The 22256-nt window shown below is 53.4% G+C and carries 25 protein-coding genes and 1 other annotated feature; of the genes, 10 read left to right on the top strand and 15 right to left on the bottom strand.

Annotated elements, in window-relative coordinates:
• Positions 1-151: 151 nt before the first annotated feature.
• The 3 genes from clpB to rluD all read right to left on the bottom strand — a co-directional run bounded on the left by clpB (position 152) and on the right by rluD (position 4564).
• Entirely contained in the window at positions 152-2725 is a 2574-nt protein-coding gene (gene clpB / locus GV764_RS15725; RefSeq protein WP_161660944.1) for an ATP-dependent chaperone ClpB, read from the bottom strand.
• Positions 2726-2855: 130 nt separating this feature from the next.
• The gene (yfiH, locus tag GV764_RS15720; RefSeq protein ID WP_161660943.1) at positions 2856-3587 is read right to left on the bottom strand and encodes a purine nucleoside phosphorylase YfiH; all 732 of its coding nucleotides are present in this window, start codon (positions 3585-3587) and stop codon (positions 2856-2858) included.
• On the bottom strand, positions 3584-4564 hold the full coding sequence (gene rluD / locus GV764_RS15715) for a 23S rRNA pseudouridine(1911/1915/1917) synthase RluD (protein ID WP_161660942.1): 981 nt from the start codon (positions 4562-4564) through the stop codon (positions 3584-3586). Before rluD ends, yfiH begins: the two co-directional genes overlap by 4 nt.
• Positions 4565-4700: 136 nt before the next feature.
• Here rluD and bamD point away from each other — a divergent pair, with 136 nt between their 5' ends.
• From bamD to pheA, 4 genes are all read left to right on the top strand, one after another.
• Positions 4701-5438 carry an outer membrane protein assembly factor BamD gene (gene bamD, locus GV764_RS15710; RefSeq protein ID WP_161660941.1) on the top strand — a complete coding sequence of 246 codons (738 nt, stop codon included), beginning with the start codon at positions 4701-4703 and terminating at the stop codon, positions 5436-5438.
• A 263-nt stretch (positions 5439-5701) separates the two neighbouring features.
• Positions 5702-6034 (top strand): ribosome-associated translation inhibitor RaiA, encoded by a 333-nt coding sequence (gene raiA / locus GV764_RS15705; RefSeq protein ID WP_125294798.1) that lies wholly within the window; start codon positions 5702-5704, stop codon positions 6032-6034.
• Positions 6035-6131: 97 nt separating this feature from the next.
• Positions 6132-6257, top strand: a sequence feature (Phe leader region).
• The gene (pheL, locus tag GV764_RS15700; RefSeq protein WP_125294913.1) at positions 6133-6180 is read left to right on the top strand and encodes a pheA operon leader peptide PheL; all 48 of its coding nucleotides are present in this window, start codon (positions 6133-6135) and stop codon (positions 6178-6180) included. (Overlaps the previous feature by 48 nt.)
• Positions 6258-6278: 21 nt before the next feature.
• Complete coding sequence (pheA, locus tag GV764_RS15695) at positions 6279-7439, top strand: bifunctional chorismate mutase/prephenate dehydratase (RefSeq protein ID WP_161660940.1); 1161 nt, start codon at positions 6279-6281, stop codon at positions 7437-7439.
• A gap of 38 nt (positions 7440-7477) precedes the next feature.
• On the opposite strand, the gene tyrA is transcribed toward pheA, so the two are convergent.
• Positions 7478-8599: a bifunctional chorismate mutase/prephenate dehydrogenase gene (gene tyrA, locus GV764_RS15690; protein ID WP_161660939.1), complete on the bottom strand. Its 1122-nt coding sequence runs from the start codon at positions 8597-8599 to the stop codon at positions 7478-7480.
• Positions 8600-8608: 9 nt separating this feature from the next.
• On the bottom strand, positions 8609-9679 hold the full coding sequence (gene aroF / locus GV764_RS15685) for a 3-deoxy-7-phosphoheptulonate synthase AroF (RefSeq protein ID WP_161660938.1): 1071 nt from the start codon (positions 9677-9679) through the stop codon (positions 8609-8611).
• 275 nt (positions 9680-9954) lie between these two features.
• Here aroF and GV764_RS15680 point away from each other — a divergent pair, with 275 nt between their 5' ends.
• The 4 genes from GV764_RS15680 (at position 9955) to GV764_RS15665 (ending at position 12729) form a co-directional block, all read left to right on the top strand.
• Entirely contained in the window at positions 9955-10329 is a 375-nt protein-coding gene (locus tag GV764_RS15680; RefSeq protein ID WP_161660937.1) for a DUF2799 domain-containing protein, read from the top strand.
• 161 nt (positions 10330-10490) lie between these two features.
• Positions 10491-11015: a regulatory sequestration protein YfiR gene (yfiR, locus tag GV764_RS15675; RefSeq protein WP_161660936.1), complete on the top strand. Its 525-nt coding sequence runs from the start codon at positions 10491-10493 to the stop codon at positions 11013-11015.
• Positions 11008-12228 carry a diguanylate cyclase DgcN/YfiN gene (dgcN, locus tag GV764_RS15670; RefSeq protein ID WP_161660935.1) on the top strand — a complete coding sequence of 407 codons (1221 nt, stop codon included), beginning with the start codon at positions 11008-11010 and terminating at the stop codon, positions 12226-12228. The genes yfiR and dgcN overlap by 8 nt, the downstream gene beginning before the upstream one ends.
• An 18-nt stretch (positions 12229-12246) precedes the next feature.
• On the top strand, positions 12247-12729 hold the full coding sequence (locus GV764_RS15665; RefSeq protein WP_161660934.1) for an OmpA family protein: 483 nt from the start codon (positions 12247-12249) through the stop codon (positions 12727-12729).
• A gap of 3 nt (positions 12730-12732) precedes the next feature.
• Here the strand turns inward: GV764_RS15665 and GV764_RS15660 are convergent, their stop codons facing one another.
• The 9 genes from GV764_RS15660 to ffh form a co-directional block, all read right to left on the bottom strand.
• Positions 12733-14112, bottom strand: coding sequence for a PepSY-associated TM helix domain-containing protein (locus tag GV764_RS15660; RefSeq protein ID WP_161660933.1), 1380 nt, complete (start codon positions 14110-14112; stop codon positions 12733-12735).
• Between the two features lie 53 nt (positions 14113-14165).
• Positions 14166-14591, bottom strand: coding sequence for a DUF2946 domain-containing protein (locus GV764_RS15655; protein WP_328515175.1), 426 nt, complete (start codon positions 14589-14591; stop codon positions 14166-14168).
• 149 nt (positions 14592-14740) lie between these two features.
• Positions 14741-14923: a YdcA family protein gene (locus tag GV764_RS22120; protein WP_161660931.1), complete on the bottom strand. Its 183-nt coding sequence runs from the start codon at positions 14921-14923 to the stop codon at positions 14741-14743.
• A 43-nt stretch (positions 14924-14966) separates the two neighbouring features.
• Positions 14967-15617, bottom strand: a complete 651-nt coding sequence (locus GV764_RS15645) for a hypothetical protein (RefSeq protein ID WP_161660930.1) — start codon at positions 15615-15617, stop codon at positions 14967-14969.
• 120 nt (positions 15618-15737) lie between these two features.
• A complete protein-coding gene (gene rplS / locus GV764_RS15640) occupies positions 15738-16085 on the bottom strand; it encodes a 50S ribosomal protein L19 (protein WP_125294809.1) in 348 nt (115 codons plus the stop codon).
• A gap of 42 nt (positions 16086-16127) precedes the next feature.
• Positions 16128-16895, bottom strand: a complete 768-nt coding sequence (trmD, locus tag GV764_RS15635; protein WP_161660929.1) for a tRNA (guanosine(37)-N1)-methyltransferase TrmD — start codon at positions 16893-16895, stop codon at positions 16128-16130.
• A 30-nt stretch (positions 16896-16925) separates the two neighbouring features.
• Complete coding sequence (rimM, locus tag GV764_RS15630; RefSeq protein WP_161660928.1) at positions 16926-17474, bottom strand: ribosome maturation factor RimM; 549 nt, start codon at positions 17472-17474, stop codon at positions 16926-16928.
• Between the two features lie 18 nt (positions 17475-17492).
• Complete coding sequence (rpsP, locus tag GV764_RS15625) at positions 17493-17741, bottom strand: 30S ribosomal protein S16 (RefSeq protein WP_002437767.1); 249 nt, start codon at positions 17739-17741, stop codon at positions 17493-17495.
• A gap of 152 nt (positions 17742-17893) precedes the next feature.
• Positions 17894-19255: a signal recognition particle protein gene (gene ffh / locus GV764_RS15620; protein WP_161660927.1), complete on the bottom strand. Its 1362-nt coding sequence runs from the start codon at positions 19253-19255 to the stop codon at positions 17894-17896.
• 168 nt (positions 19256-19423) lie between these two features.
• Here ffh and GV764_RS15615 point away from each other — a divergent pair, with 168 nt between their 5' ends.
• On the top strand, positions 19424-20215 hold the full coding sequence (locus GV764_RS15615) for a cytochrome C assembly family protein (protein ID WP_125294814.1): 792 nt from the start codon (positions 19424-19426) through the stop codon (positions 20213-20215).
• A 13-nt stretch (positions 20216-20228) separates the two neighbouring features.
• Positions 20229-21515 (top strand): HlyC/CorC family transporter, encoded by a 1287-nt coding sequence (locus GV764_RS15610; protein WP_161660945.1) that lies wholly within the window; start codon positions 20229-20231, stop codon positions 21513-21515.
• A 33-nt stretch (positions 21516-21548) separates the two neighbouring features.
• On the opposite strand, the gene grpE is transcribed toward GV764_RS15610, so the two are convergent.
• Positions 21549-22139 (bottom strand): nucleotide exchange factor GrpE, encoded by a 591-nt coding sequence (grpE, locus tag GV764_RS15605; protein WP_144130591.1) that lies wholly within the window; start codon positions 22137-22139, stop codon positions 21549-21551.
• Positions 22140-22256: the final 117 nt, after the last annotated feature.

Genomic DNA, 22256 nt, shown 5'->3' with positions numbered 1-22256 from the left:
ATAGGGAGTAATCAGAATCTGACAAGCCTAAAATTCAAAAAAGTTTTTGTTCGCTCACATTTCAAACAAAACCTCGTAAGAAGGCCCAATTCTGCCTGCTTTATAAACAAAACGGGCTCCTGAGAGCCCGTTTTTTGCCATCGGCGAACGCTTATTGGCGAGCAACAATTCGGTCGTCTTTAACGGTCAGCTCAATCGGTTTACCCGGAATCAACTCGCCAGACAGAATCTGTTGAGCCAGCGGGTTCTCGATTTGCTGCTGAATAGCCCGTTTGAGCGGACGCGCACCATAAACCGGGTCATATCCGTTTTCACCCAGCAGTTGTAGCGCCTCATCAGACATCTCAACCTGATATCCACGCTCCTCAAGCCGTTTATACAGCCGTTGCAGCTGGATTTGGGCGATCGACGCGATATGTTTCTGGCCCAGCGGGTGGAATACCACCACTTCATCAATACGGTTGATGAATTCTGGTCTGAAGTTCTGGCTTACTACGTTCAGTACCATGTCCTTCATATGGCTATAGTCGAGTTCGCCAAACCTTTCCTGAATCAGATCGGACCCCAGGTTAGAAGTCATAATCACGACCGTATTACGGAAATCTACCGTACGGCCCTGCCCATCGGTAAGACGGCCATCGTCCAGCACCTGCAGCAGAATGTTGAACACATCCGGATGCGCTTTTTCCACTTCATCCAGCAGGATGACGGAATAAGGACGGCGACGCACCGCCTCGGTCAGGTAACCGCCTTCTTCGTAGCCGACATATCCCGGAGGCGCGCCCACTAAGCGAGACACGGAGTGTTTCTCCATAAACTCGGACATATCGATACGCACCATTGCGTCATCGCTATCGAACATAAAGTTCGCCAGCGCTTTGCATAGCTCGGTTTTCCCTACCCCGGTTGGCCCAAGGAACAGGAATGAACCAATCGGGCGGTTAGGGTCGGATAATCCGGCACGGCTACGGCGAATGGCGTTTGAAACCGCTTCGACCGCTTCATCCTGGCCAATCACCCGCTGATGCAGATCCTGCTCCATACGCAGCAGTTTTTCGCGCTCGCTTTCCATCATGCGGGCCACCGGGATACCGGTCCAGCGCGCCAGCACCTCAGCGATTTCGGCATCGGTAACTTTATTACGCAGCAGGCGCATAGTTTTGCCTTCGCTTTGCGTCGCGGCGGCCAGCTGTTTTTCCAGCTCCGGGATTTTCCCGTACTGCAGCTCAGACATCCGGGCCAGATCGCCCACGCGGCGCGCTTGCTCGATAGCGATTTTCGCCTGCTCCAGTTCAGCTTTGATGGTCTGGGTACCGGAAAGCGAGGCTTTCTCCGCCTTCCATTCCTCTTCCAGTTCTGAATATTGACGCTCTTTATCAGAAAGCTCGTCATTCAGCATATCGAGGCGTTTCTTGCTCGCTTCATCCGACTCTTTCAACAGCGCCTGCTGTTCCAGTTTCAACTGAATGATGCGTCGGTCAAGTCGATCCAGCTCTTCCGGTTTGGAATCAATCTGCATACGGATGCTGGATGCCGCTTCATCGATCAGGTCGATAGCTTTATCAGGCAACTGGCGATCCGCGATATAACGATGCGACAGCGTAGCTGCCGCCACGATAGCCGGGTCGGTTATCTGCACATGGTGGTGCAGTTCATAACGCTCTTTCAGGCCACGCAGGATCGCGATGGTGTCTTCCACCGTCGGCTCGGCGACAAACACTTTCTGGAAACGACGCTCAAGCGCGGCGTCTTTTTCAATATACTGGCGATACTCATCCAGCGTCGTCGCGCCAACGCAGTGCAGTTCACCGCGCGCCAGCGCTGGCTTCAGCATGTTCCCGGCGTCCATCGCGCCATCGGCTTTACCCGCGCCAACCATGGTATGTAATTCGTCGATAAACAGAATGACGTTGCCTTCCTGCTTAGAAAGATCGCTAAGCACGCCTTTTAAGCGTTCTTCAAATTCGCCGCGGTATTTCGCCCCGGCCACCAGCGCGCCCATATCCAGCGCCAGTACGCGGCGGCCTTTTAAGCCCTCCGGCACTTCGCCGTTGACGATGCGCTGCGCCAGCCCTTCGACAATCGCGGTTTTACCTACGCCAGGTTCGCCGATCAGCACCGGGTTGTTTTTGGTACGACGCTGCAATACCTGAATCGTGCGGCGGATCTCTTCGTCACGGCCGATCACCGGGTCAAGTTTGCCCTGCTCGGCACGCTCAGTGAGATCAAGAGTATATTTTTTCAATGCCTGGCGCTGATCTTCAGCCCCCTGATCGTTCACGCTTTCACCTCCACGCATTTGCGCAATCGCCTGAGTGATATTCGCGGTATTGGCGCCTGCCGCTTTTAACAGATCGGCCAGCGTGCCGCGCGACTCAAGCGCAGCCAGAACAAACAGTTCTGACGAAATAAAATTATCGCCCTGCTTTTGCGCCAGCTTGTCGCAAAGGTTGAGGACGCGCACTAAATCCTGCGACGGCTGTACGTCGCCACCGGTGCCTTCCACCTGCGGCAAACGGCTTAACGCCTGATCGATATCCGTGCGTAACTTGCCGGCATTGATGCCCGCAGAGGTCAGTAACGGACGAACGGAACCCCCTTCCTGATTCAGCAAGGCGCTCATAAGATGTAAGGGTTCGATGAATTGGTTGTCGTGCCCCAGTGCGAGCGACTGGGCATCGGCAAGAGCAAGCTGGAATTTATTAGTAAGACGATCCAGACGCATAACTCCTCCCATAAACAGGTCAAATTTGCTACTGGAGATTAAATGAGGTCATCCCTCAATTATTCAAGGTGAATGACCTGAATTATGTGAAAAGAAAACAACGCGTTCTGGATCGTCTTAATTCGCTAGGTTATATCAGCCAAATGAAACTTGCCATACGGCCCGTGATTCTGTCACGGCGGTATGAGAAAAATTCGTCCTGCTCAGTAAAGGTACAGCGGTCGCCGCCGTAGATTTTCGTCACGCCAGCCGCCGTTAAACGCTGGCGCGCAAGCTGATAAATATCGGCGAAATACTTTTCACCCGCTGGACGAAACGCGCTGGCGGCCTGGCCGTCTTTGGCAATAAACGCATCGCGCACATCATCGCCCACCTCAAACGCCTGTGGACCAATCGCCGGGCCTAACCACGCCATGATATTTTCCGGGCGATCGTTAAAACTCGCGAGCGTCGCTTCCAGTACGCCGTCACATAACCCCCGCCATCCCGCATGCGCGGCAGCCACTTCGCTGCCCGCCTGATTACAGAATAGCACCGGCAAACAGTCCGCGGTCATGACAGCGCAAACCGTGCCAGGCGTATCGCTCCAGGAAGCATCGGCGCGTTTTGCGCTATACGGCTCGCCGATCAGGCGTAATACCGCGTTACCGTGCACCTGCTCCAGCCATACCGGTCTGGACGGCATCTGCGCGGCGGCGAATAAACGGCTGCGATTTTCCTCGACGTCATCGGCGTTGTCGCCGCAATGCGCGCCCAGATTGAGCGATGCATACGGCCCGGCGCTTACGCCGCCAATGCGGGTGCTGCTACAGGCCGCAACGCCCGGCGGCAATGGCCAGTCGGGGATAATGAGTTTTGTCATAACCAGTCAACGTCGTCTTTATGCGTTTCGAAGTCAGCACGCAGCGCATCGATGAGGTCAACCATATCCTGCGGGATAGGCGCGTGCCATTCCATCTGGATACCGGTAATAGGATGATACAAACGCAGCATCGTCGCATGCAGCGCCTGGCGATCAAACTGGCGCAGCGCCTGAATGAATTCGTCGGACGCGCCTTTAGGCGGGCGCGGACGTCCACCGTACAGCTGATCACCCACCAGCGGATGGGTAATATGCGCCATATGTACGCGGATTTGGTGGGTACGCCCCGTTTCCAGGCGCAGCCTCAGCCGGGTATGAATCCGAAAATGCTCCATAATCCGGTAATGGGTAACGGCAGGTTTACCCATCGGATGGACAGACATATGGGTACGTTTCGTCGGATGACGGCTGATGGGTTCTTCCACCGTTCCGCCTGCCGTCATGTGACCGATCGCCACCGCTTCGTACTCGCGGGTGATCTCGCGCAGTTGCAGGGATTCCACCAGGCGGGTTTGCGCCGGAATGGTTTTCGCCACCACCATCAAACCGGTGGTGTCTTTATCCAGACGGTGCACAATACCCGCGCGCGGCACGTCGGCAATCGGCGGATAGTAGTGCAGCAGCGCATTCAGCACCGTGCCGTCAGGGTTGCCCGCGCCGGGATGCACCACGAAATCGCGCGGTTTGTTGATGACCAGAATGTCGTCATCTTCATAGACGATATTCAGCGGGATATCCTGGGGTTCAAAGCGGGCGTCTTCTTCGATTTCTACGTCGATAACCACGCTTTCACCGCCGAATACTTTTTCTTTTGGCTTATCGCTAATCTTGCCGTTGAGCTGGACGCGCTGGTCTAAAATCCACTCTTTTATCCGCGATCGCGAATAATCAGGGAACATTTCGGCCAAAGCCTGATCTAAGCGTTGACCGAGTTGAGATTCGGACACCGTTGCAGTGAGTTGTACTCGTTGTGCCATATACTGCTTCTTCGTTTACGTTGGGATTTACGGCTTCGCCGTATAATATAGTGTGCTATTGTAGCTGGTCTTAACCGGGAGCAGGAACTGTCAATCTCCCGCACAAGTAAAACATTCTGAGGAAAGTCAAAACGTCATGACGCGCATGAAATATCTGGTGGCTGCCGCCACGTTGAGCCTGGCTTTGGCGGGTTGCTCCGGTTCTAAGGACGAGGTCCCTGATAATCCGCCATCTGAAATTTACGCGACTGCTCAGCAAAAACTGCAGGACGGTAACTGGAAAGCGGCAATAACGCAACTGGAAGCGCTGGATAATCGTTATCCCTTCGGGCCGTACTCCCAGCAGGTTCAGCTGGATCTGATCTATGCGTACTACAAAAACGCCGATCTTCCGCTGGCTCAGGCTTCCATCGATCGTTTTATGCGTCTGAACCCGACTCACCCGAACATCGACTACGTGATGTATATGCGCGGGCTGACTAACATGGCGCTGGATGATAGCGCGCTGCAAGGTTTCTTCGGTGTCGATCGTTCCGACCGCGATCCGCAACACGCACGCGACGCTTTCCGTGACTTCGCGAAGCTGACCCGCGGCTATCCGCAGAGCCAGTACGTTACTGACGCCACCAAACGCATGGTGTTCCTGAAAGATCGCCTGGCGAAGTATGAACTGTCGGTTGCCGAATATTACACCAAACGCGGCGCGTATGTGGCCGTGGTCAACCGTGTGGAAGGGATGCTGCGTGATTACCCGGATACTCAGGCTACCCGTGATGGCCTGAAGTTAATGGAAAACGCCTACCGCGAAATGCAGATGAATGCGCAGGCGGAGAAAGTAGCCAAAATCATCGCCGCGAATGGCAGCAACACGTAATTGTTATCGATACAAAAAAGGCAGCCAGGCTGCCTTTTTTATGCCCGCGATCCCGATTTAGCCGGGTTTAGCGCGAAGTCATCCCATCAAATATGGCCTGAAAAAGGCGATCCGACAAGGGAAAAATGCCCTCTTCCTGTCCTGTCTCACAAAACAGTTTAGTTGACAAAAAGTGACAAATTTACGTGATTCACATCACACATTTTGACACTCAGGACGGTATGCTGGAATCACCAAGACGGGAAAGACGAGAGGTAAAATTTATGACAATGAACATTACCAGCAAACAAATGGAAATCACTCCGGCAATTCGCCAGCATGTCACAGACCGTCTCGCTAAACTGGATAAATGGCAAACTCACTTAATTAATCCGCACATCATCTTATCCAGAGAACCTCAAGGCTTCGTCGCTGACGCCACCATGAATACGCCAAACGGCCATCTTGTCGCCAGCGCAAAACACGAAGATATGTATACGGCTATTAACGAACTCATTAACAAACTGGAGCGACAACTGAACAAAGTGCAACACAAAGGGGAAGCACGTCGCGCAGTACCTTCAGTTAAAGACGTTAGCTTCGCGGAAGAAGAGTAATCACTCAAACAACAACAACGCGCCTCCGGGCGCGTTTTTTATTGACAGAGCGAAAACAGTACGGGTAGTGTAAACCGTACTTTTTCAAGGAACACCTTATGAAACAACTGCCGTTCTTCTTCGCATTCTTTTTTACCTTCCCCTGAACGGGAGGCTTTTCGTCATGTGATAAAGAATGCGAAGACGAACAAACAGGCCTCCCAAATCGGGGGGCCTTTTTTATGACTATAAAAAAGGTAGCGTTATGACAGCGGAAAACCCTTTACTGGCTCTGCGGGATAAAATCAGTGCGTTGGATGAGAAATTACTGGCGCTGTTAGCCGAACGCCGCACCCTGGCGGTGGAAGTTGGCAAAGCCAAGCTCGCCACGCATCGCCCGGTGCGGGATATTGACCGCGAACGCGATCTGCTGGATAAGCTGATTACCCTCGGCAAAGCCCACCATCTTGATGCGCATTACATTACCCGCCTGTTTCAGCTAATTATTGAAGATTCTGTTCTTACGCAGCAGGCGCTACTTCAGCAGCATCTTAACCAAACCAATCCGCACTCGGCGCGCGTGGCATTTCTTGGCCCGAAAGGCTCTTACTCGCATCTGGCGGCGCGTCAGTATGCCGCTCGCCATTTTGAGCAGTTTATTGAAAGCGGCTGCGCCAAATTCCATGAGATTTTTAACCAGGTGGAAACCGGCCAGGCAGACTACGCGGTAGTGCCGCTGGAAAACACCAGCTCCGGTGCGATTAACGATGTCTACGACTTGCTCCAGCACACCAGCCTGTCTATCGTCGGCGAGTTAACCATTCCTGTCGATCACTGCGTACTGGTATCGGGTTCTACCGACCTGGAAAGTATTGAAACCATCTACAGCCATCCGCAACCGTTCCAGCAGTGCAGCCAGTTCCTTAACCGCTATTCACACTGGAAAATTGAGTATTGCGAGAGCACCTCCGCCGCCATGGAAAAGGTGGCGCAGATGACGTCCCCGAAAGTGGCGGCGTTAGGAAGTGAAGCCGGCGGCGCGCTGTATGGCTTACAGGTGCTGGAACGCAGTCTGGCGAACCAGACCCAGAACATCACCCGCTTTGTGGTACTGGCGCGTAAAGCGATTCACGTTTCCGATCAGGTTCCGGCGAAAACCACCCTGTTGATGGCGACCGGCCAGCAGGCAGGCGCCCTGGTGGAAGCGTTACTGGTGCTGCGTAATCACAATCTGATCATGACTCGTCTGGAATCCCGTCCTATTAACGGCAACCCGTGGGAAGAGATGTTCTATCTGGACGTGCAGGCCAACGTTCAGCAGGCGGAAATGCAGCAGGCGCTGCGCGAGCTCACCGAAATCACCCGTTCAATGAAAGTGCTGGGCTGCTATCCCAGTGAAAACGTGGTGCCGGTCGATCCGGCGTAATCGATAAAAAAGCCAGCGAATTCGCTGGCTTTTTTAGTTTACTGGCGGCTGTCGTTCGCCTGACGCAGCAGGGTCCGACTTTCGCTCTGAAAGCGTGGCGCGTAATCGCCAAACCAGTGTTCGACTTTGCGGAAGCTGTTGATAAACGCCTGTTTATCACCCTGCTCCAGTAAGCCAATCGCCTCGCCAAAGCGCTGGTAGTAGCGCTTAATCAGCGCCAGATTATCTTCCGACGACATAATGATATCCGCATACAGCTGCGGGTCCTGAGCGAACAGCCGTCCAACCATCGCCAGCTCCAGCCGATAGATTGGCGATGAAAGCGCCAACAGTTTTTCCAGTTGCACATTCTCTTCCGCCAGATGCAGGCCGTAGGCGAAGGTCGCGAAGTGGCGCAGCGCCTGAATAAATGCCATATTCTGGTCATGCTCCACGGCGCTGCTGCGGTGCAGACGCGCGCCCCATACCTGAATCTGCTCCAGGAACCACTGATAGGCTTCCGGCTGGCGTCCATCGCAGTAGACCACCACCTGTTTCGCCAGGCTGCCGCTGTCCGGGCCAAACATGGGGTGCAGACCCAGTACCGGACCGTTATGCGCGCTCAGCATCGCCTGTAATGGCCCATTCTTCACCGACGCGAGATCGACGAGGATGCAGTCATCCGGCAATCGCGGCAGTTTAGCAATCACCTGCTCGGTAATGTGGATCGGCACGCTGACAATCACCATCCCGGCGTCGGCAACCAGCGCTTCCGCCTGCGGCCAGTCCTGCGGTTCAAGAATACGCACCTGATAGCCAGACAGCTGTAGCATCTTTTCAAACAGACGCCCCATCTGCCCCGCCCCGCCGACGATCACCACCGGCCGCAGCGTCGGATGCAGCGTTTTAAAGCCTTTGTCATTTTCATGCGCATAGGATTCGCGCATCACCCGGCGCAGGACATCTTCAATCAGATCCGGCGAGACGCCAAGCTGCTCGGCCTCCTGACGACGAGACGCCAACATCGACGCCTCGCGCTCCGGCACGTAAACCGGTAGGCCATAACGACTTTTCACTTCGCCGACTTCAGAAACCAGCGCCAGGCGACGCGCCAGTAGCCCCAGCAGTGCCTTATCCACTTCATCGATTTGATCGCGCAGTGCGGTCAATTCTGCAACCATAATAACCTCTTAAGCGAAACGCGCCGCGAGCGTACCGTTCAGATCGGTGTGGATTTCCTGCAGCAGCGCGTCGGTGGTTTCCCAGCTGATACAGGCATCGGTAACCGATACGCCGTACTTCATTGCGCTGCGCGGTTGCTCAGAAGACTGATTGCCTTCAAACAGATGGCTTTCAATCATCAGGCCGATAATCGAACGGTTGCCATCCTTAATTTGCGCGACGACCGATTCGGCGACGCCCGGCTGGCGGCGGTAGTCTTTATTGGAATTACCATGGCTGCAATCTATCATCAGCGCCGGACGGAGTCCCGCCTGTTCCATCTCTTTTTCACATTGCGCCACGTCCGCCGGGCTGTAGTTCGGCGCTTTACCGCCGCGCAAAATCACATGGCCGTCCGGGTTACCCTGGGTTTGCAGCAGGCAAACCTGGCCCGCCTGGTTAATACCAACAAAGCGGTGAGACTGCTCGGCGGCGCGCATGGCGTTGATGGCGGTCGCCAGGCTGCCGTCGGTGCCGTTTTTAAAGCCCACCGGCATAGAAAGACCCGAAGCCATTTCGCGGTGGGTTTGCGATTCGGTGGTGCGCGCGCCAATGGCGGACCAGCTAAACAGATCGCCCAGGTATTGCGGGCTATTGGGATCCAGCGCTTCGGTCGCCAGCGGCAGCCCCATATTGACCAGTTCCACCAGCAGGCTGCGAGCGATTTTCAGGCCAGCTTCGACATCAAACGAGCCATCCATGTGGGGATCGTTAATCAACCCTTTCCAGCCAACGGTGGTACGGGGTTTTTCAAAATAGACGCGCATAACCAGATAAAGCGTATCGCTGACTTGTTCGGCAAGGGTTTTAAACCGACGAGCATATTCAATGGCCGCTTCGGGATCGTGGATCGAGCAAGGTCCACATACCACCAGCAGACGCGGATCGCGCCCGGCAATAATATTGGCGATCGTCTCGCGGGAGCGCGCGATTTGCGCTTCCTGTTCCAGCGTCAGCGGGAATTCAGCCTTGAGTTGATCCGGCGTGATCAGTACCTGTTCATCAGCGATATGAACGTTATTCAGCGCGTCTTTTTGCATGATTGCGACCCTTAAATGTGCTCGTTTGCGATAGTCTTTACCTCACAGAGGTAGGCGTTACCTTATCATACGCGGTAAAGATTTCAATCCACATTACGTAAATTTTTCGTTACACTAACAAGTAAAGTCCATTTTCCCAGACTTAACTATCACCTGTGTGTAATTATTTATTTACATAATGCATATTCAATCGCCGGATCGTAAAAAAGTAAGCGGCTTATTCGTTTTTTGCGCTACGTTTTGCATAACCACTAACCCACCTTAAGGTTGCGGCAATGCGTCAAATAATGGTCTTTTTCGGCATCCTGTTTGCCACGGGTTGTCAGATCGATCCTTACACCCATGCGCCGACGTGGAGTGAACGGAACTGGTATGAGATTGGCGTTGATGATGCGATGTCCGGCGGTCCGGCAAAAGATCGGCAGCGACTTCTTCAGGATTATGATGACGCGCGAATTGATATGACGGCATACCAAAAGGGCTATCTACGCGGCCAGCAGAGGTTATGTCAGGATGATTTTTTATACGTCTGGGGACTGAGCGGCAGAAGTTTCCCGGCAACGTGCGAAAATCTCGAACAAAGTTCTCAGTTACGCGCACGCTGGAAAGAAGGCGATACGGGTGCCAGCGAAGATTCGATATTAAATTGAAGAGTTTAAAACTTTATTATCCCGTTTATTCACGTTAACCGCTCCGTCTGTGCGACTGATTAGCGTGTCGTTAATGACGAACCCGGCGGTAAATGGTATTATCCCAGGATATATTCTGTAACAACAATTACTGCGTCACCGTTTTATCTGGAATCCACAACATGCCTGTGCTGCATTTCCGAGCCATTTATTTTGTATTGATGTTGGTGGCGATACCTTCGATAGCGGAACTTCCCTCGTCAGGCGCAAATAATGACGAAGCCGTACAGCGTATTGTCTCAGGCATTATCAGTTATACCCGCTGGCCCACTCTTTTAGCGGCACCGCGTATTTGTATTTTTCGCTCTTCCCGTTTGGCAAAATTAGTAACCGATAATATTACGCCGTTATCCTATACGCCGGTCATCATTGAAAACAGTGAACAGGCATTAGCGTCGCAATGTGATGGTCTTTATTTTGGAGAGGAACGACCTGAAGAACAGGTGAAATTAATCGAGGCCTATCAACCACGCCCTTTATTATTAATTGCTGAGCAAAATACTCAGTGCCTGATCGGCAGTTCATTTTGCCTGAATATTAACGTTACCCCGGTTAAATTCGCGGTAAATCTTGACTCGTTGTCCCGTAGCGGTGTGCGGGTCAATCCAGACGTACTGATGCTTGCACGGAATAATAATCATGATTAAGGATATCAACTCTATGCCTCGGCCAACGTTTAAAAGAACGTTGCGACGCATCAGTATGATAAGCGTCGTCATTACTATGATTATTGCCTGGCTGCTGCTTTCCGTCTCATCCATGCTGACGCTGAAACAATACGCCCAGAATAACCTCCGTTTACTGAGCGTTTCCATCAGCCATACGCTGGAAGCCGCCATGGTATTTCGTGATGGCCCGGCGGCGTATGAGACTCTCGCCGCACTTGGCGCACAGGGTCAATTCGCCAGTGCGCAGGTAGTGGACAACACGGGAGAGATTATTGCCGACTGGTCAGGTACGGCAGATAACGATCGCGATGTGATGGGCGGCCTGGTCAGTAAATGGGTATTCCCGACACCGGTGATTCAGCAGATTTATCATAATGGCAGCGTGCTGGGCGAGATCCGCCTGACCGCCATGGATAATATTATTACCCACTTTGTCTGGACTTCGCTTGGCGTACTGACCGCCTGCCTGATCCTGGCTTCCTGTATCTCCCTGTCAATTACGCGTTACTTGCATAAAGGCCTGGTTAACGCGCTCAATAATATTACCGAAGTCGCTCATGACGTGCAGACTAACCGCAATTTTTCCCGACGGGTATCCGCCGAGCGCATAGAAGAATTTCACCGTTTCGGGCAGGACTTCAATACGCTGTTGGACGAGATGGAAACCTGGCAAACACAATTACAGCGTAAAAATGCCTCGCTGTTGATCAGCGCTACCCACGATCCGTTGACGGGCCTGGCCAATCGCACGGCGTTTCGCCAGGCCGTTGAAACCATGATGAATGACAGAAGCCGTAAAATTGACGCCGCGCTGCTGTTCATGGATGGCGATAACTTCAAACAGATCAATGATACCTGGGGTCATGCGGCGGGCGACCGTGTACTGATTGAGGCCGCTCAACGGTTGCGGAATTTCTCAGGCGACACGCATTGTGCCTATCGTCTGGGCGGCGATGAGTTTGCAATTTTGCTGACCGGTGTTCATTCCACCGATGAATTACTGATGTGCATTACCGATTTGCGTCAGGCGCTATTGCCCCCCATTTTGTTGAACAATGGCGAAACCACGGTGCTATCAATGAGCATCGGCTACGCGCTGGCGAAGTGTACGGCGACACCGGAAGCCCTGATGGAAATCGCCGACAAGAACATGTATCACGACAAGAGTCAGCGCCGCCTGGCGTTTGGATAATCACAAAGGAAAGTCATTATGTTCCCCCGCTTTTTCGCTCCCGCCGTTCTCGCTGCATTTCTGTTAACCGGCTGCCAGACGCCGCAGGGAAAATTTACCGCTGAGCAGGTCGAAGCCATGAAGTCTTACGGCTTTAGCGAAAGTAACGGCGACTGGTCGCTGGGCTTATCAGATACCATCCTGTTCGATAAAAACCAGTATCAACTGCGTCCGGAAAGCTATCGCCAGATTGAAACCATGGCGGCCAATCTTTCTTCCCATGGTTTAAAACACGCGCGTATGGACGGTCATACCGATAATTACGGGGAGGACAGCTACAATGAAGCGCTTTCCCTTAAACGGGCGAATATTGTGGCCGATGCGTGGGCGAAAGGCGCGAATCTGCCGCGCAGTAATTTTACTACTCAGGGGTTGGGTAAGAAATTCCCTGTCGCCAGCAACAAAACCGGTGAAGGACGTGCCGAAAACCGTCGCGTTGCGGTGGTCATCAGCACGCCCTGAGGCTTAGCTTACGGCGGGTGCGGTAGCCTGACGGCGCTGCGCCCGCTTCCAGCGTACAATATCGATCAATATAAACAACAGGATACTGAACCCCATCACCGGCATGGCGTACCCTGCCGCAGCCGTAATAACCACTACGCTCACACGCCCAATGATAGAGAGTTGCAGCCACGCATCACACAGCGTTTCCGCCGGATTTTTTGCTGCCGCCGCCGGGCGCCGCAGCCACCACTGGCGGTAACCCATGACAATCAGTACGCACAGGGCGATACCAAAGCCCACCAGCACCAGTTGATTAATCAGCCCGAACAAAACGCCCATATGGAAATCTACGCCCCAGCGGGTGAGTTTCGCCATCAACGGGAAGCGGGTGAAGTCAGTCTTGTCGATCACCTGCATGGTTTCACCGTTTATCGCTACCGCGTCAACCTGCGTCGGCCAGCGCCGATCAATCTCCGTGACCGTCCAGGCCTGGTTATTGCTACGCGGCGGACGAATCTCCAGCAGGCTGGCATGGAGACCGTTTTGCTGCGCCACAGCCATCACGCGATCAACATCGCCACGGTTGATCTCAGGCATCGCCATTCCATGATGTGAATGCTCATGATGCCCGGCGTGCGGATCGACTGCTGCCGCTTCGCCGGCTATCACCGTATTGACCTGCGGCGTCATCCAATCCAGCGCGGCGCGCAGTTTATCGACATTACCGCCCGCATACTGCGACCAGGTTAACCCTGTCGCGGAGAAGAGCAGCAGCCCCGCCAGCAATGCCAGGCCCAGGGTGATGTGTAACTGCCTTGCCGCCATAAACCGGCTGCGTTTGGCCGGCTTACGCTTGCGTGCAGGCCGCGTTACCCACCACAGAACAATGCCGCCCAGCGCCGCGATCCACATCCAGGACGCCGCCAGCTCGCTGTATATGCGCCCGATATCCCCTAACAATAGCGAGCGGTGCAGATAATCGATACCCTGGCGCAGCGGGAGTATTCCGCTGGTGCCGTAAACGGTCAGATCGCCTTTAACCGCGAGCGTAACCGGGTCAACAAAAATTGCCCGATGCTCCGATACGCCCAGCGATGGATCGCTGAACATCACCCGCGTGGTTTGGCCTGCTTCCAGTCCAGGCCTGACCGCATGTAAACGCAGCGCGTAGTGGGTGAATTGTTCGGCGACATCAACCTGACGGGCAAGCGGCTGTGGCTCCCCTTCCCGGCTGCCATTCAGCGCCGATGCGTAAATAACATTTTCCAGTTGAGGGGTCGCTACATAGAGCGTACCCGATAGCGCCGCGACAAAAATAAACGGGCCGACAAATAAGCCAATGGCGAAATGGAGCCGCCGCAATAGCGTGATCCACGCCTGGCGTTGGGTGCAGGTGCTCATACTTTTCCTTTTTATAAAGTACGGAGGGTCCCTCCTGTGGAGAGACGTCATAGTCAAAATGTAAGGGGAAAAGCAGACGCTACCGGCGGTGCCCGGGGTGCGGGCCGCAGCCAAACCGGGGAAGGATAAATAACGGCGACGGCGGGGTAACTCGCCCGCCCAATATGGCGCAACAGCGCATAAACCAGCGCCACGGCAAGGAATATTATTCCCGGCACATGGCTTAACAGCACACAGTAGCCGCAGGCTTCGGCGTGATCGACCATCGTCAGGCCGGGGGAGTGAACGTGTTCTGCCATGCTGTCATGCATGGGCATCTGGTGATGATGTTGGGAATGAGATGGCGGAGCCGGATCGGCGATCCGAACGTTATGGAGGGATATCGAGATGAGCGGCGCAACGAGAATCAACAGCATGGCAAACAGCGCCGCCCATGCCGCTCTTTTCGTATTATGTGATTGCGCTAAACCTGTCGTCACATCCCCTCCGGAAGAGAGGGTATTGTAAATGATTTGCATCCAGAAGGTTAATAAAAAGCGCTACCTGAAACTGAAAAGCTGCCCTTAAAAGCAGCTTTTACATTGCGGTTTTATAACGCTGTATAAATTTGCTTAAAGCAAAGTCCCTGTTAGCGACAAACCTTTTTTGAACGGCTGATGCTGCCGTCATTGCATACAAACTTACCGTCAGCAGTGCAGTGCGAGACGCCTCCTTTTGATTTAGAGCACGGATAGTTGGCTGCATGACTGAACGCGGAGGCCCCTGATAACGCTAAAAAAAGAGGGAAGAGAAACAATGTCCTGATTTTCATCGATAGCGTTCCTTATCAACTATTCCTGCCAGAAGTTCGCTAATTAGCCCTTTTGCTGTTGCTCTTCATTAAAAAGCTTCCATGGCTCGTTAACGCCGTCTTTAATCGCATCCGCATAATGCCTTACTAACTCAGCAGTTTCTTTGCTATGGGCCACAAACATGTCAGGGGCATAAACCCCATTTCTGTTGAGATCGACCTCCACCAGGAGGGTGTCAGGTATAAAATACACCGTCCGGCCTGAAAGGGTTCGCAGGTAATATTTTTTAAAAAGCACCCATTTCTGGTAATAAACATTCGCACCTATTTCAAAGGTATTTTGCACAGGAAAATAAATCACTTGCCAGTCCAGGCAATGACCAGATTCATCGCCGAGTAAAATATCCATACCCGCCGCGCCCTGACTTTTAATGATGTTAAGCGCTGCCTGGAACTGTTTTTTACCATGATAATATTTAATACTCAGAACAAGTATCGCCCCGCCAACCAATAACGCAAAAGCAAGTCCGATAACGGTAATCCACCATGTCCCTGTTGCCATCTCAGCAAATAGCGAGGCAAGAACCATACTGGTAACAAGCGCCGCCAACTGTAAAAGAGTATTCGCGAGAACCTGTTGCTTTTTTGCTTTCCAGGCAAAGTAGCCTATTAATAAGGTGAATAACCCGTAAAAAAAGAGGAGTGACCTGTCCATTATTTCCCCTTCCTTGCGAAATAAACGTTAATGCAGCCCTGTAAACAAAAAAACAAGGGGCTGGCATTACGCCAACCCCTTGTATTCGCACTAACTTTTTGGATGTCGCTTAAGCGAATCTTAGTTCAGGCGCTCTTTAATACGAGCTGCCTTACCAGTACGCTCACGCAGGTAGTACAGTTTAGCTTTACGAACGGCACCACGACGTTTAACAGTAATGCTGTCAACTACCGGTGAGTGAGTCTGGAATACACGCTCAACACCTTCGCCGTTGGAGATTTTACGAACAGTGAATGCAGAGTGCAGACCGCGGTTACGGATAGCGATAACCACGCCCTCAAATGCCTGCAGACGTTTTTTGGAACCTTCAACAACCCATACTTTCACTTCCACGGTATCACCCGGACGGAAGGAAGGTACGTCCTGCTTCATCTGCTCTTGTTCAATTTGCTTAATAATGTTGCTCATAATTTAATCTCTTATCCTGGGTAAACTGATGTATTGGGGGCGTTACGCCATCCCATCATGTTTATGTTGCTGTTGTGCGTGTTCTGTTTTGAACTCCGCCAGCAACCTTGCTTGCTCTTCAGTCAGAGCCAGGTTTTCCAAAAGTTCAGGTCTTCTAAGCCAGGTTCGACCCAGTTGCTGCTTCAAACGCCAGCGACGGATTTCAGCGTGGTTACCCGACAGCAATACTGCCGGTACTTCCATCCCTTCCAGTACTTCAGGGCGGGTGTAGTGTGGGCAATCCAGCAACCCATCAGCAAATGAATCCTCAATTGCCGAGGCTTCGTGACCCAGCACTCCCGGAATAAACCGGGCGACCGAGTCAATCAGCGTCATTGCGGGTAACTCACCACCGCTGAGAACGTAATCGCCGATTGACCATTCTTCGTCAATTTCGGTCTGGATCACGCGCTCATCAATCCCTTCGTAACGGCCACAAACCAGAATCAACTTCTCGTTTGTCGCTAACTCACTGACGCCTTCTTGATCAAGCTTGCGTCCCTGAGGTGAAAGGTAGACAACCTTCGCGCCTTCGCCCGCCGCAGCTTTTGCGGCATGAATAGCATCCCGTAAGGGCTGCACCATCATTAGCATCCCCGGTCCGCCGCCGTAAGGACGATCGTCCACGGTACGGTGCCGGTCATGAGCGAAATCACGTGGACTCCAGCTCTGGACGCTCAGCAGGCCATTTTTTACTGCCCGGCCAGTTACCCCGTAATCGGTAATTGCGCGGAACATCTCAGGAAACAGGCTAATTATGCCAATCCACATAGCGCCGTCTTTTACCGTATTCAGAAGTAGTTAAAAACCAGGATCCCAATCTACTTCAATGGTTTGAGTAGCGAGATCGACTTTCTTGATAACCTGCCCATCGAGGAACGGAACCAACCGCTCCTTGATGCCGAACGCATCTTTCAGGTTTGCCTTGATGACGAGAACGTCATTCGACCCGGTTTCCATCATGTCGATGACTTTACCGAGCTGATATCCCTGCATGGTCACTACCTGGCAACCGATAAGGTCTTTCCAGTAGTAGGTACCCTCTTCGAGACTGGGCAGTTGCGTTGAATCGACCACAATTTCGCAATTGGTAAGCAGATTCGCGGCATCCCGATCGTCAACGCCTTTCAGCTTGATGATCAGATCCTGATTGTGGTGCTTCCAGCTTTCCAGCTGTACTGGCTGCCACTGACCCGCCTTCTGGATAAACCAGGGCTGATAGTCAAATATGCTTTCAGCGTCTTCGGTGGAGGAAAACACTCTGAGCCAACCACGGATACCGTAGCAGGAGCCCATTTTCCCGAGAACAATCGGGTTAACAGGTGCCTTAGCGGTTTCTTGCTTGCTCATCATGACCACCGTGACAGATTAAGCTGCTTTTTTTGCTGCTTTGATCAGCGCGGAAACGCGATCGGAAACGGTAGCGCCCTGGCCAACCCAGTGCTCAATGCGGTCCAGATCCAGGCGGGTGCCTTCTTCTTTTTCGCTGGCGATCGGGTTGAAGAAACCAACGCGCTCAATGAAGCGACCGTTGCGTGCATTACGGCTGTCGGTCACGACAACCTGGTAGAACGGACGCTTTTTCGCGCCGTGACGTGCTAAACGAATAGTTACCATAACATCCTCTATAGTGAATAAAACACCAGGCCCCCTCGAGGGAAGGGGCCCGGTGTCATATTAAAAGCCCGAAAATTTTACTCATTTTCAGCTAAAAAGCAATCAGCAGATGAGATTCGGTGAGATTAAACGGGCGGAAGGGCTAAAGACCGTTATCTACCCGGAAAGCCTGGTGGCATCATCCCTTTCATCCCACGCATCATCTTGGCCATCCCGCCCTTCTTCATTTTCTTCATCATGCGTTGCATGTCGTCGAACTGTTTCAGAAGACGGTTAACGTCCTGCACCTGCATCCCACAACCGGCGGCGATGCGGCGCTTGCGGGAGCCTTTAATGATGTCGGGATTGGCGCGCTCTTTCAGCGTCATGGAACTGATAATGGCCTCCATACGCACCAGCACTTTGTCGTCCATCTGGGACTTCACGTTATCCGGGATTTGCCCCATGCCCGGCAGCTTGCCCATCAGGCTCGCCATGCCGCCCATGTTTTTCATCTGCTTGAGCTGCTCAAGGAAGTCGTTCAGGTCGAAGCCGTCGCCTTTCTTCAGTTTATTAGCGAGTTTCTCCGCCTGAGCGCGGTCAACCTTGCTTTCGATATCTTCGATCAGCGACAGTACATCGCCCATGCCGAGAATACGCGAGGCGATACGGTCCGGGTGGAACGGCTCCAGCGCTTCGGTTTTTTCACCGACGCCAAGGAATTTGATCGGCTTGCCGGTGATATGGCGAATAGAGAGCGCCGCACCGCCGCGGGCGTCGCCGTCGACTTTGGTCAGCACCACGCCGGTCAGCGGCAGCGCTTCGTTAAAGGCTTTTGCGGTATTCGCCGCATCCTGGCCGGTCATGGCATCGACCACAAACAGGGTTTCTACCGGATTAATCGCGGCATGGACCTGTTTGATCTCATCCATCATCGCTTCATCGACGTGCAAACGACCGGCGGTATCCACCAGCAGCACATCGTAGAATTTCAGTTTGGCTTCTTTCAACGCCGCGTTAACGATATCGACCGGCTTCTGCGCCACGTCGGAAGGGAAGAAATCTACGCTAACCTGTTGCGCCAGGGTTTCCAGCTGTTTGATCGCCGCCGGGCGATACACGTCGGCGGAAACGACCAGCACCTTTTTCTTGTGCTTTTCGCGCAGGAATTTACCGAGCTTACCAACGCTGGTGGTTTTACCCGCGCCCTGCAGGCCCGCCATCAGTACCACCGCAGGCGGCTGCGCCGCAAGGTTCAGCGTCTGGTTCTCTTCGCCCATCGCCGAAACCAGTTCGTTACGGACGATTTTGACGAATTCCTGGCCTGGGGTCAGGCTTTTATTGACTTCATGGCCAACCGCTTTTTCTTTCACGCGGTTGATGAATTCACGCACCACCGGCAGCGCCACGTCGGCTTCCAGCAGCGCCATGCGCACTTCGCGCAGGGTTTCTTTGATGTTGTCTTCGGTCAGGCGTCCGCGGCCGCTGATATTGCGCAGCGTACGCGACAAACGATCGGTTAAATTATCAAACATGGTCTTTTGCCTAAGAGGTCACATTAAGGCCGCCACAGCGACTCTGATTCACAATGGGTCGGAGTATAACACGATCGGTGTATTGAGTGTGCTGCAACGGTTGGAGCCTGAGTCACGTAACGGTATACTGATTGACTTTCCTTTCTGGCGAATGAACGACACCCTTATATGCCTTTTTTCGCACTACTTGCGCTCGTCGCGTACTCCATCAGCCTGGCGCTGATTATTCCCGGCCTGCTTCGAAAGAACAGCGCATGGCGTCGCATCGCCATTATTTCTGCGGTGATCGCGCTGATAAGCCACGGTCTGGCGCTGGAAGCGCGCATCTTCCCGGCGGACGGCTCCGGTCAGAACCTCAGCCTGCTCAATGTCGGCTCGCTGGTAAGTTTGCTGATCTGTACCGTAATGACGATTGTTGCCTCGCGCAATCGCGGCTGGCTACTGCTGCCCATCGTTTACGCCTTTGCGCTAATCAACCTGGCATTCGCCAGCTTTATGCCCAATGAATTTATCACTCACCTGGAAACCACGCCGGGGATGATGGTGCATATTGGACTGTCACTGTTTGCCTACGCCACCCTGATTATCGCCGCGCTGTATGCGCTGCAACTGGCGTGGATTGATTACCAACTGAAACATAAGAAACTGGCGTTTAATAATGAAATGCCGCCGCTAATGACCATTGAGCGTAAAATGTTTCATATCACCCAGGTGGGCGTGGTGCTGCTGACGTTAACGCTCTGCACGGGCCTGTTCTATATGCACAACCTGTTTAGCCTGGAGAATATCGACAAAGCCGTGCTGTCGATTATCGCCTGGTTTGTGTACATCATTTTGCTCTGGGGCCATTTCCATGAAGGCTGGCGCGGGCGTCGCGTCGTATGGTTTAACGTGGCGGGTGCCGCCTTGTTAACGCTGGCTTACTTCGGTAGCCGCGTTATCCAGGAATTCGCTGGCTAACTAAGGATCTCCCCTGGAACATATCTCAACGACTACATTAATTATCTCCCTGATCGTAATGGTCGTGGTTTCAGCCTATTTTTCAGGCTCGGAAACCGGCATGATGACGCTTAACCGCTACCGGTTGCGTCATCTTGCCAAACAGGGCAATCGCGCCGCCCGGCGCGTTGAAAAGCTGCTGCGCAAGCCTGACCGCCTGATCAGCCTGGTGCTGATCGGCAACAACCTGGTCAATATTCTCGCCTCGGCCATCGCCACCATCGTCGGCATGCGCCTGTACGGCAACGCGGGCGTGGCCATCGCCACTGGCGTGCTCACCTTTGTGGTGCTGGTCTTCGCCGAAGTGCTGCCGAAAACCATCGCCGCGCTGTATCCCGAAAAAGTCGCCTTTCCCAGCAGCGTGCTGCTTGGCCCGCTGCAAATCGTGATGATGCCGCTGGTCTGGCTGCTGAATACCGTCACGCGCATCCTGATGCGGATGGTGGGGATTAAAGTGGATAACGTGGTGAGCGCGGCGCTGAGCAAAGACGAACTGCGCACCATCGTGAACGAATCCCGCTCGCAGATTTCCCGGCGCAATCAGGACATGCTGCTGTCAGTGCTGGATCTCGAAAAAGTCAGCGTTAACGACATCATGGTGCCGCGTAACGACATTGTCGGCATTGATATTAATGACGACTGGAAATCCATTGTCCGCCAGCTCACGCACTCGCCTCATGGCCGCATCGTGCTGTATCGGGACTCGCTGGACGACGCCATCAGCATGTTGCGGGTGCGCGAAGCGTACCGCCTGATGACCGAGAAGCAGGAGTTTACTAAGGAGATGCTGCTGCGCGCCGCCGATGAGATTTACTACGTACCGGAAGGCACGCCGCTCAGCACTCAACTGATCAAATTCCAGCGTAACAAAAAGAAAGTCGGACTGGTGGTGGATGAATATGGCGATATCCAGGGCCTGGTGACCGTTGAAGATATTCTGGAGGAGATCGTCGGAGATTTCACCACCTCGATGTCGCCTACCCTCGCGGAAGAGGTCACGCCGCAAAATGACGGGTCGGTGATAATCGAAGGGGGGGCCAACATCCGCGAAATCAATAAAGCCTTCAACTGGCATCTGCCGGAAGAAGAGGCGCGTACCGTTAACGGAATGCTGCTGGAAGCGCTGGAAGAGATCCCCGCCAAAGGCACCCGGGTGCGCATCGCCCAGTACGATATCGATATTCTGGACGTTCAGGACAACATGATCCGTCAGGTGCGGGTGATACCGATAAAACCGCTGCGTCAGAGCGTAGAAGAGTAAAAAAACCCGCCGGTCGGCGGGTTTTCATTAGGATCAGGCTTTCGCTTTCGCTACGGTCACCATCGCGGCGCGGATGGTGCGGCCATTCAGGGTGTAGCCTTTTTGCATCACCATCAGCACATTGCCTGGCGCGACGTCCTCGGACTCCACCATGGCAATCGCCTGATGCACGTTCGGATCGAGCGGAACGTTGGTATCAGCGATAACCTCAACGCCGAACTTACGCACCACATCCAGCATGGATTTCAGGGTCAGCTCAATGCCTTCAATCATGGCGCTCATATCCGGGTTGGCTTTATCCGCCACTTCCAGCGCGCGATCCAGACTGTCGATAACCGGCAGCAGTTCGTTGACGAATTTCTCAAGCGCGAACTTATGCGCTTTTTCAACATCCTGCTCGGTGCGACGACGCATATTGTCCACTTCGGCTTTAGAACGTAACACCGCGTCACGCTCGCGCTGTTGAACTTCCGCTAGCTGCGCCTGCAGGTTAGCAATCTGTTCATCGCGCGGATCCACCTGTTCAGCCGTTTCTGCGGTTTCCACGTCCACCGCCTCGTGCTGTTCCGTGATGACCTCTTCCGGGGCTTGCCCGTCAGGCGTTTTCTGTTCTTTACTACTCATGAAATTCTCCGCGTTTCTTAGCATTCAACTCGCTGGTTCGCTTATTATGGGGATCAGTTTACGGGTTTCAAGGGAACCGGGCAGATTGTCGCTGGCTAACTCACAAAGGATCACCAG

Source organism: Atlantibacter hermannii, assembly GCF_009907385.1.
Taxonomy (GTDB): domain Bacteria; phylum Pseudomonadota; class Gammaproteobacteria; order Enterobacterales; family Enterobacteriaceae; genus Atlantibacter; species Atlantibacter hermannii_A.
This window is presented reverse-complemented; position numbering and strand designations above follow the sequence as displayed.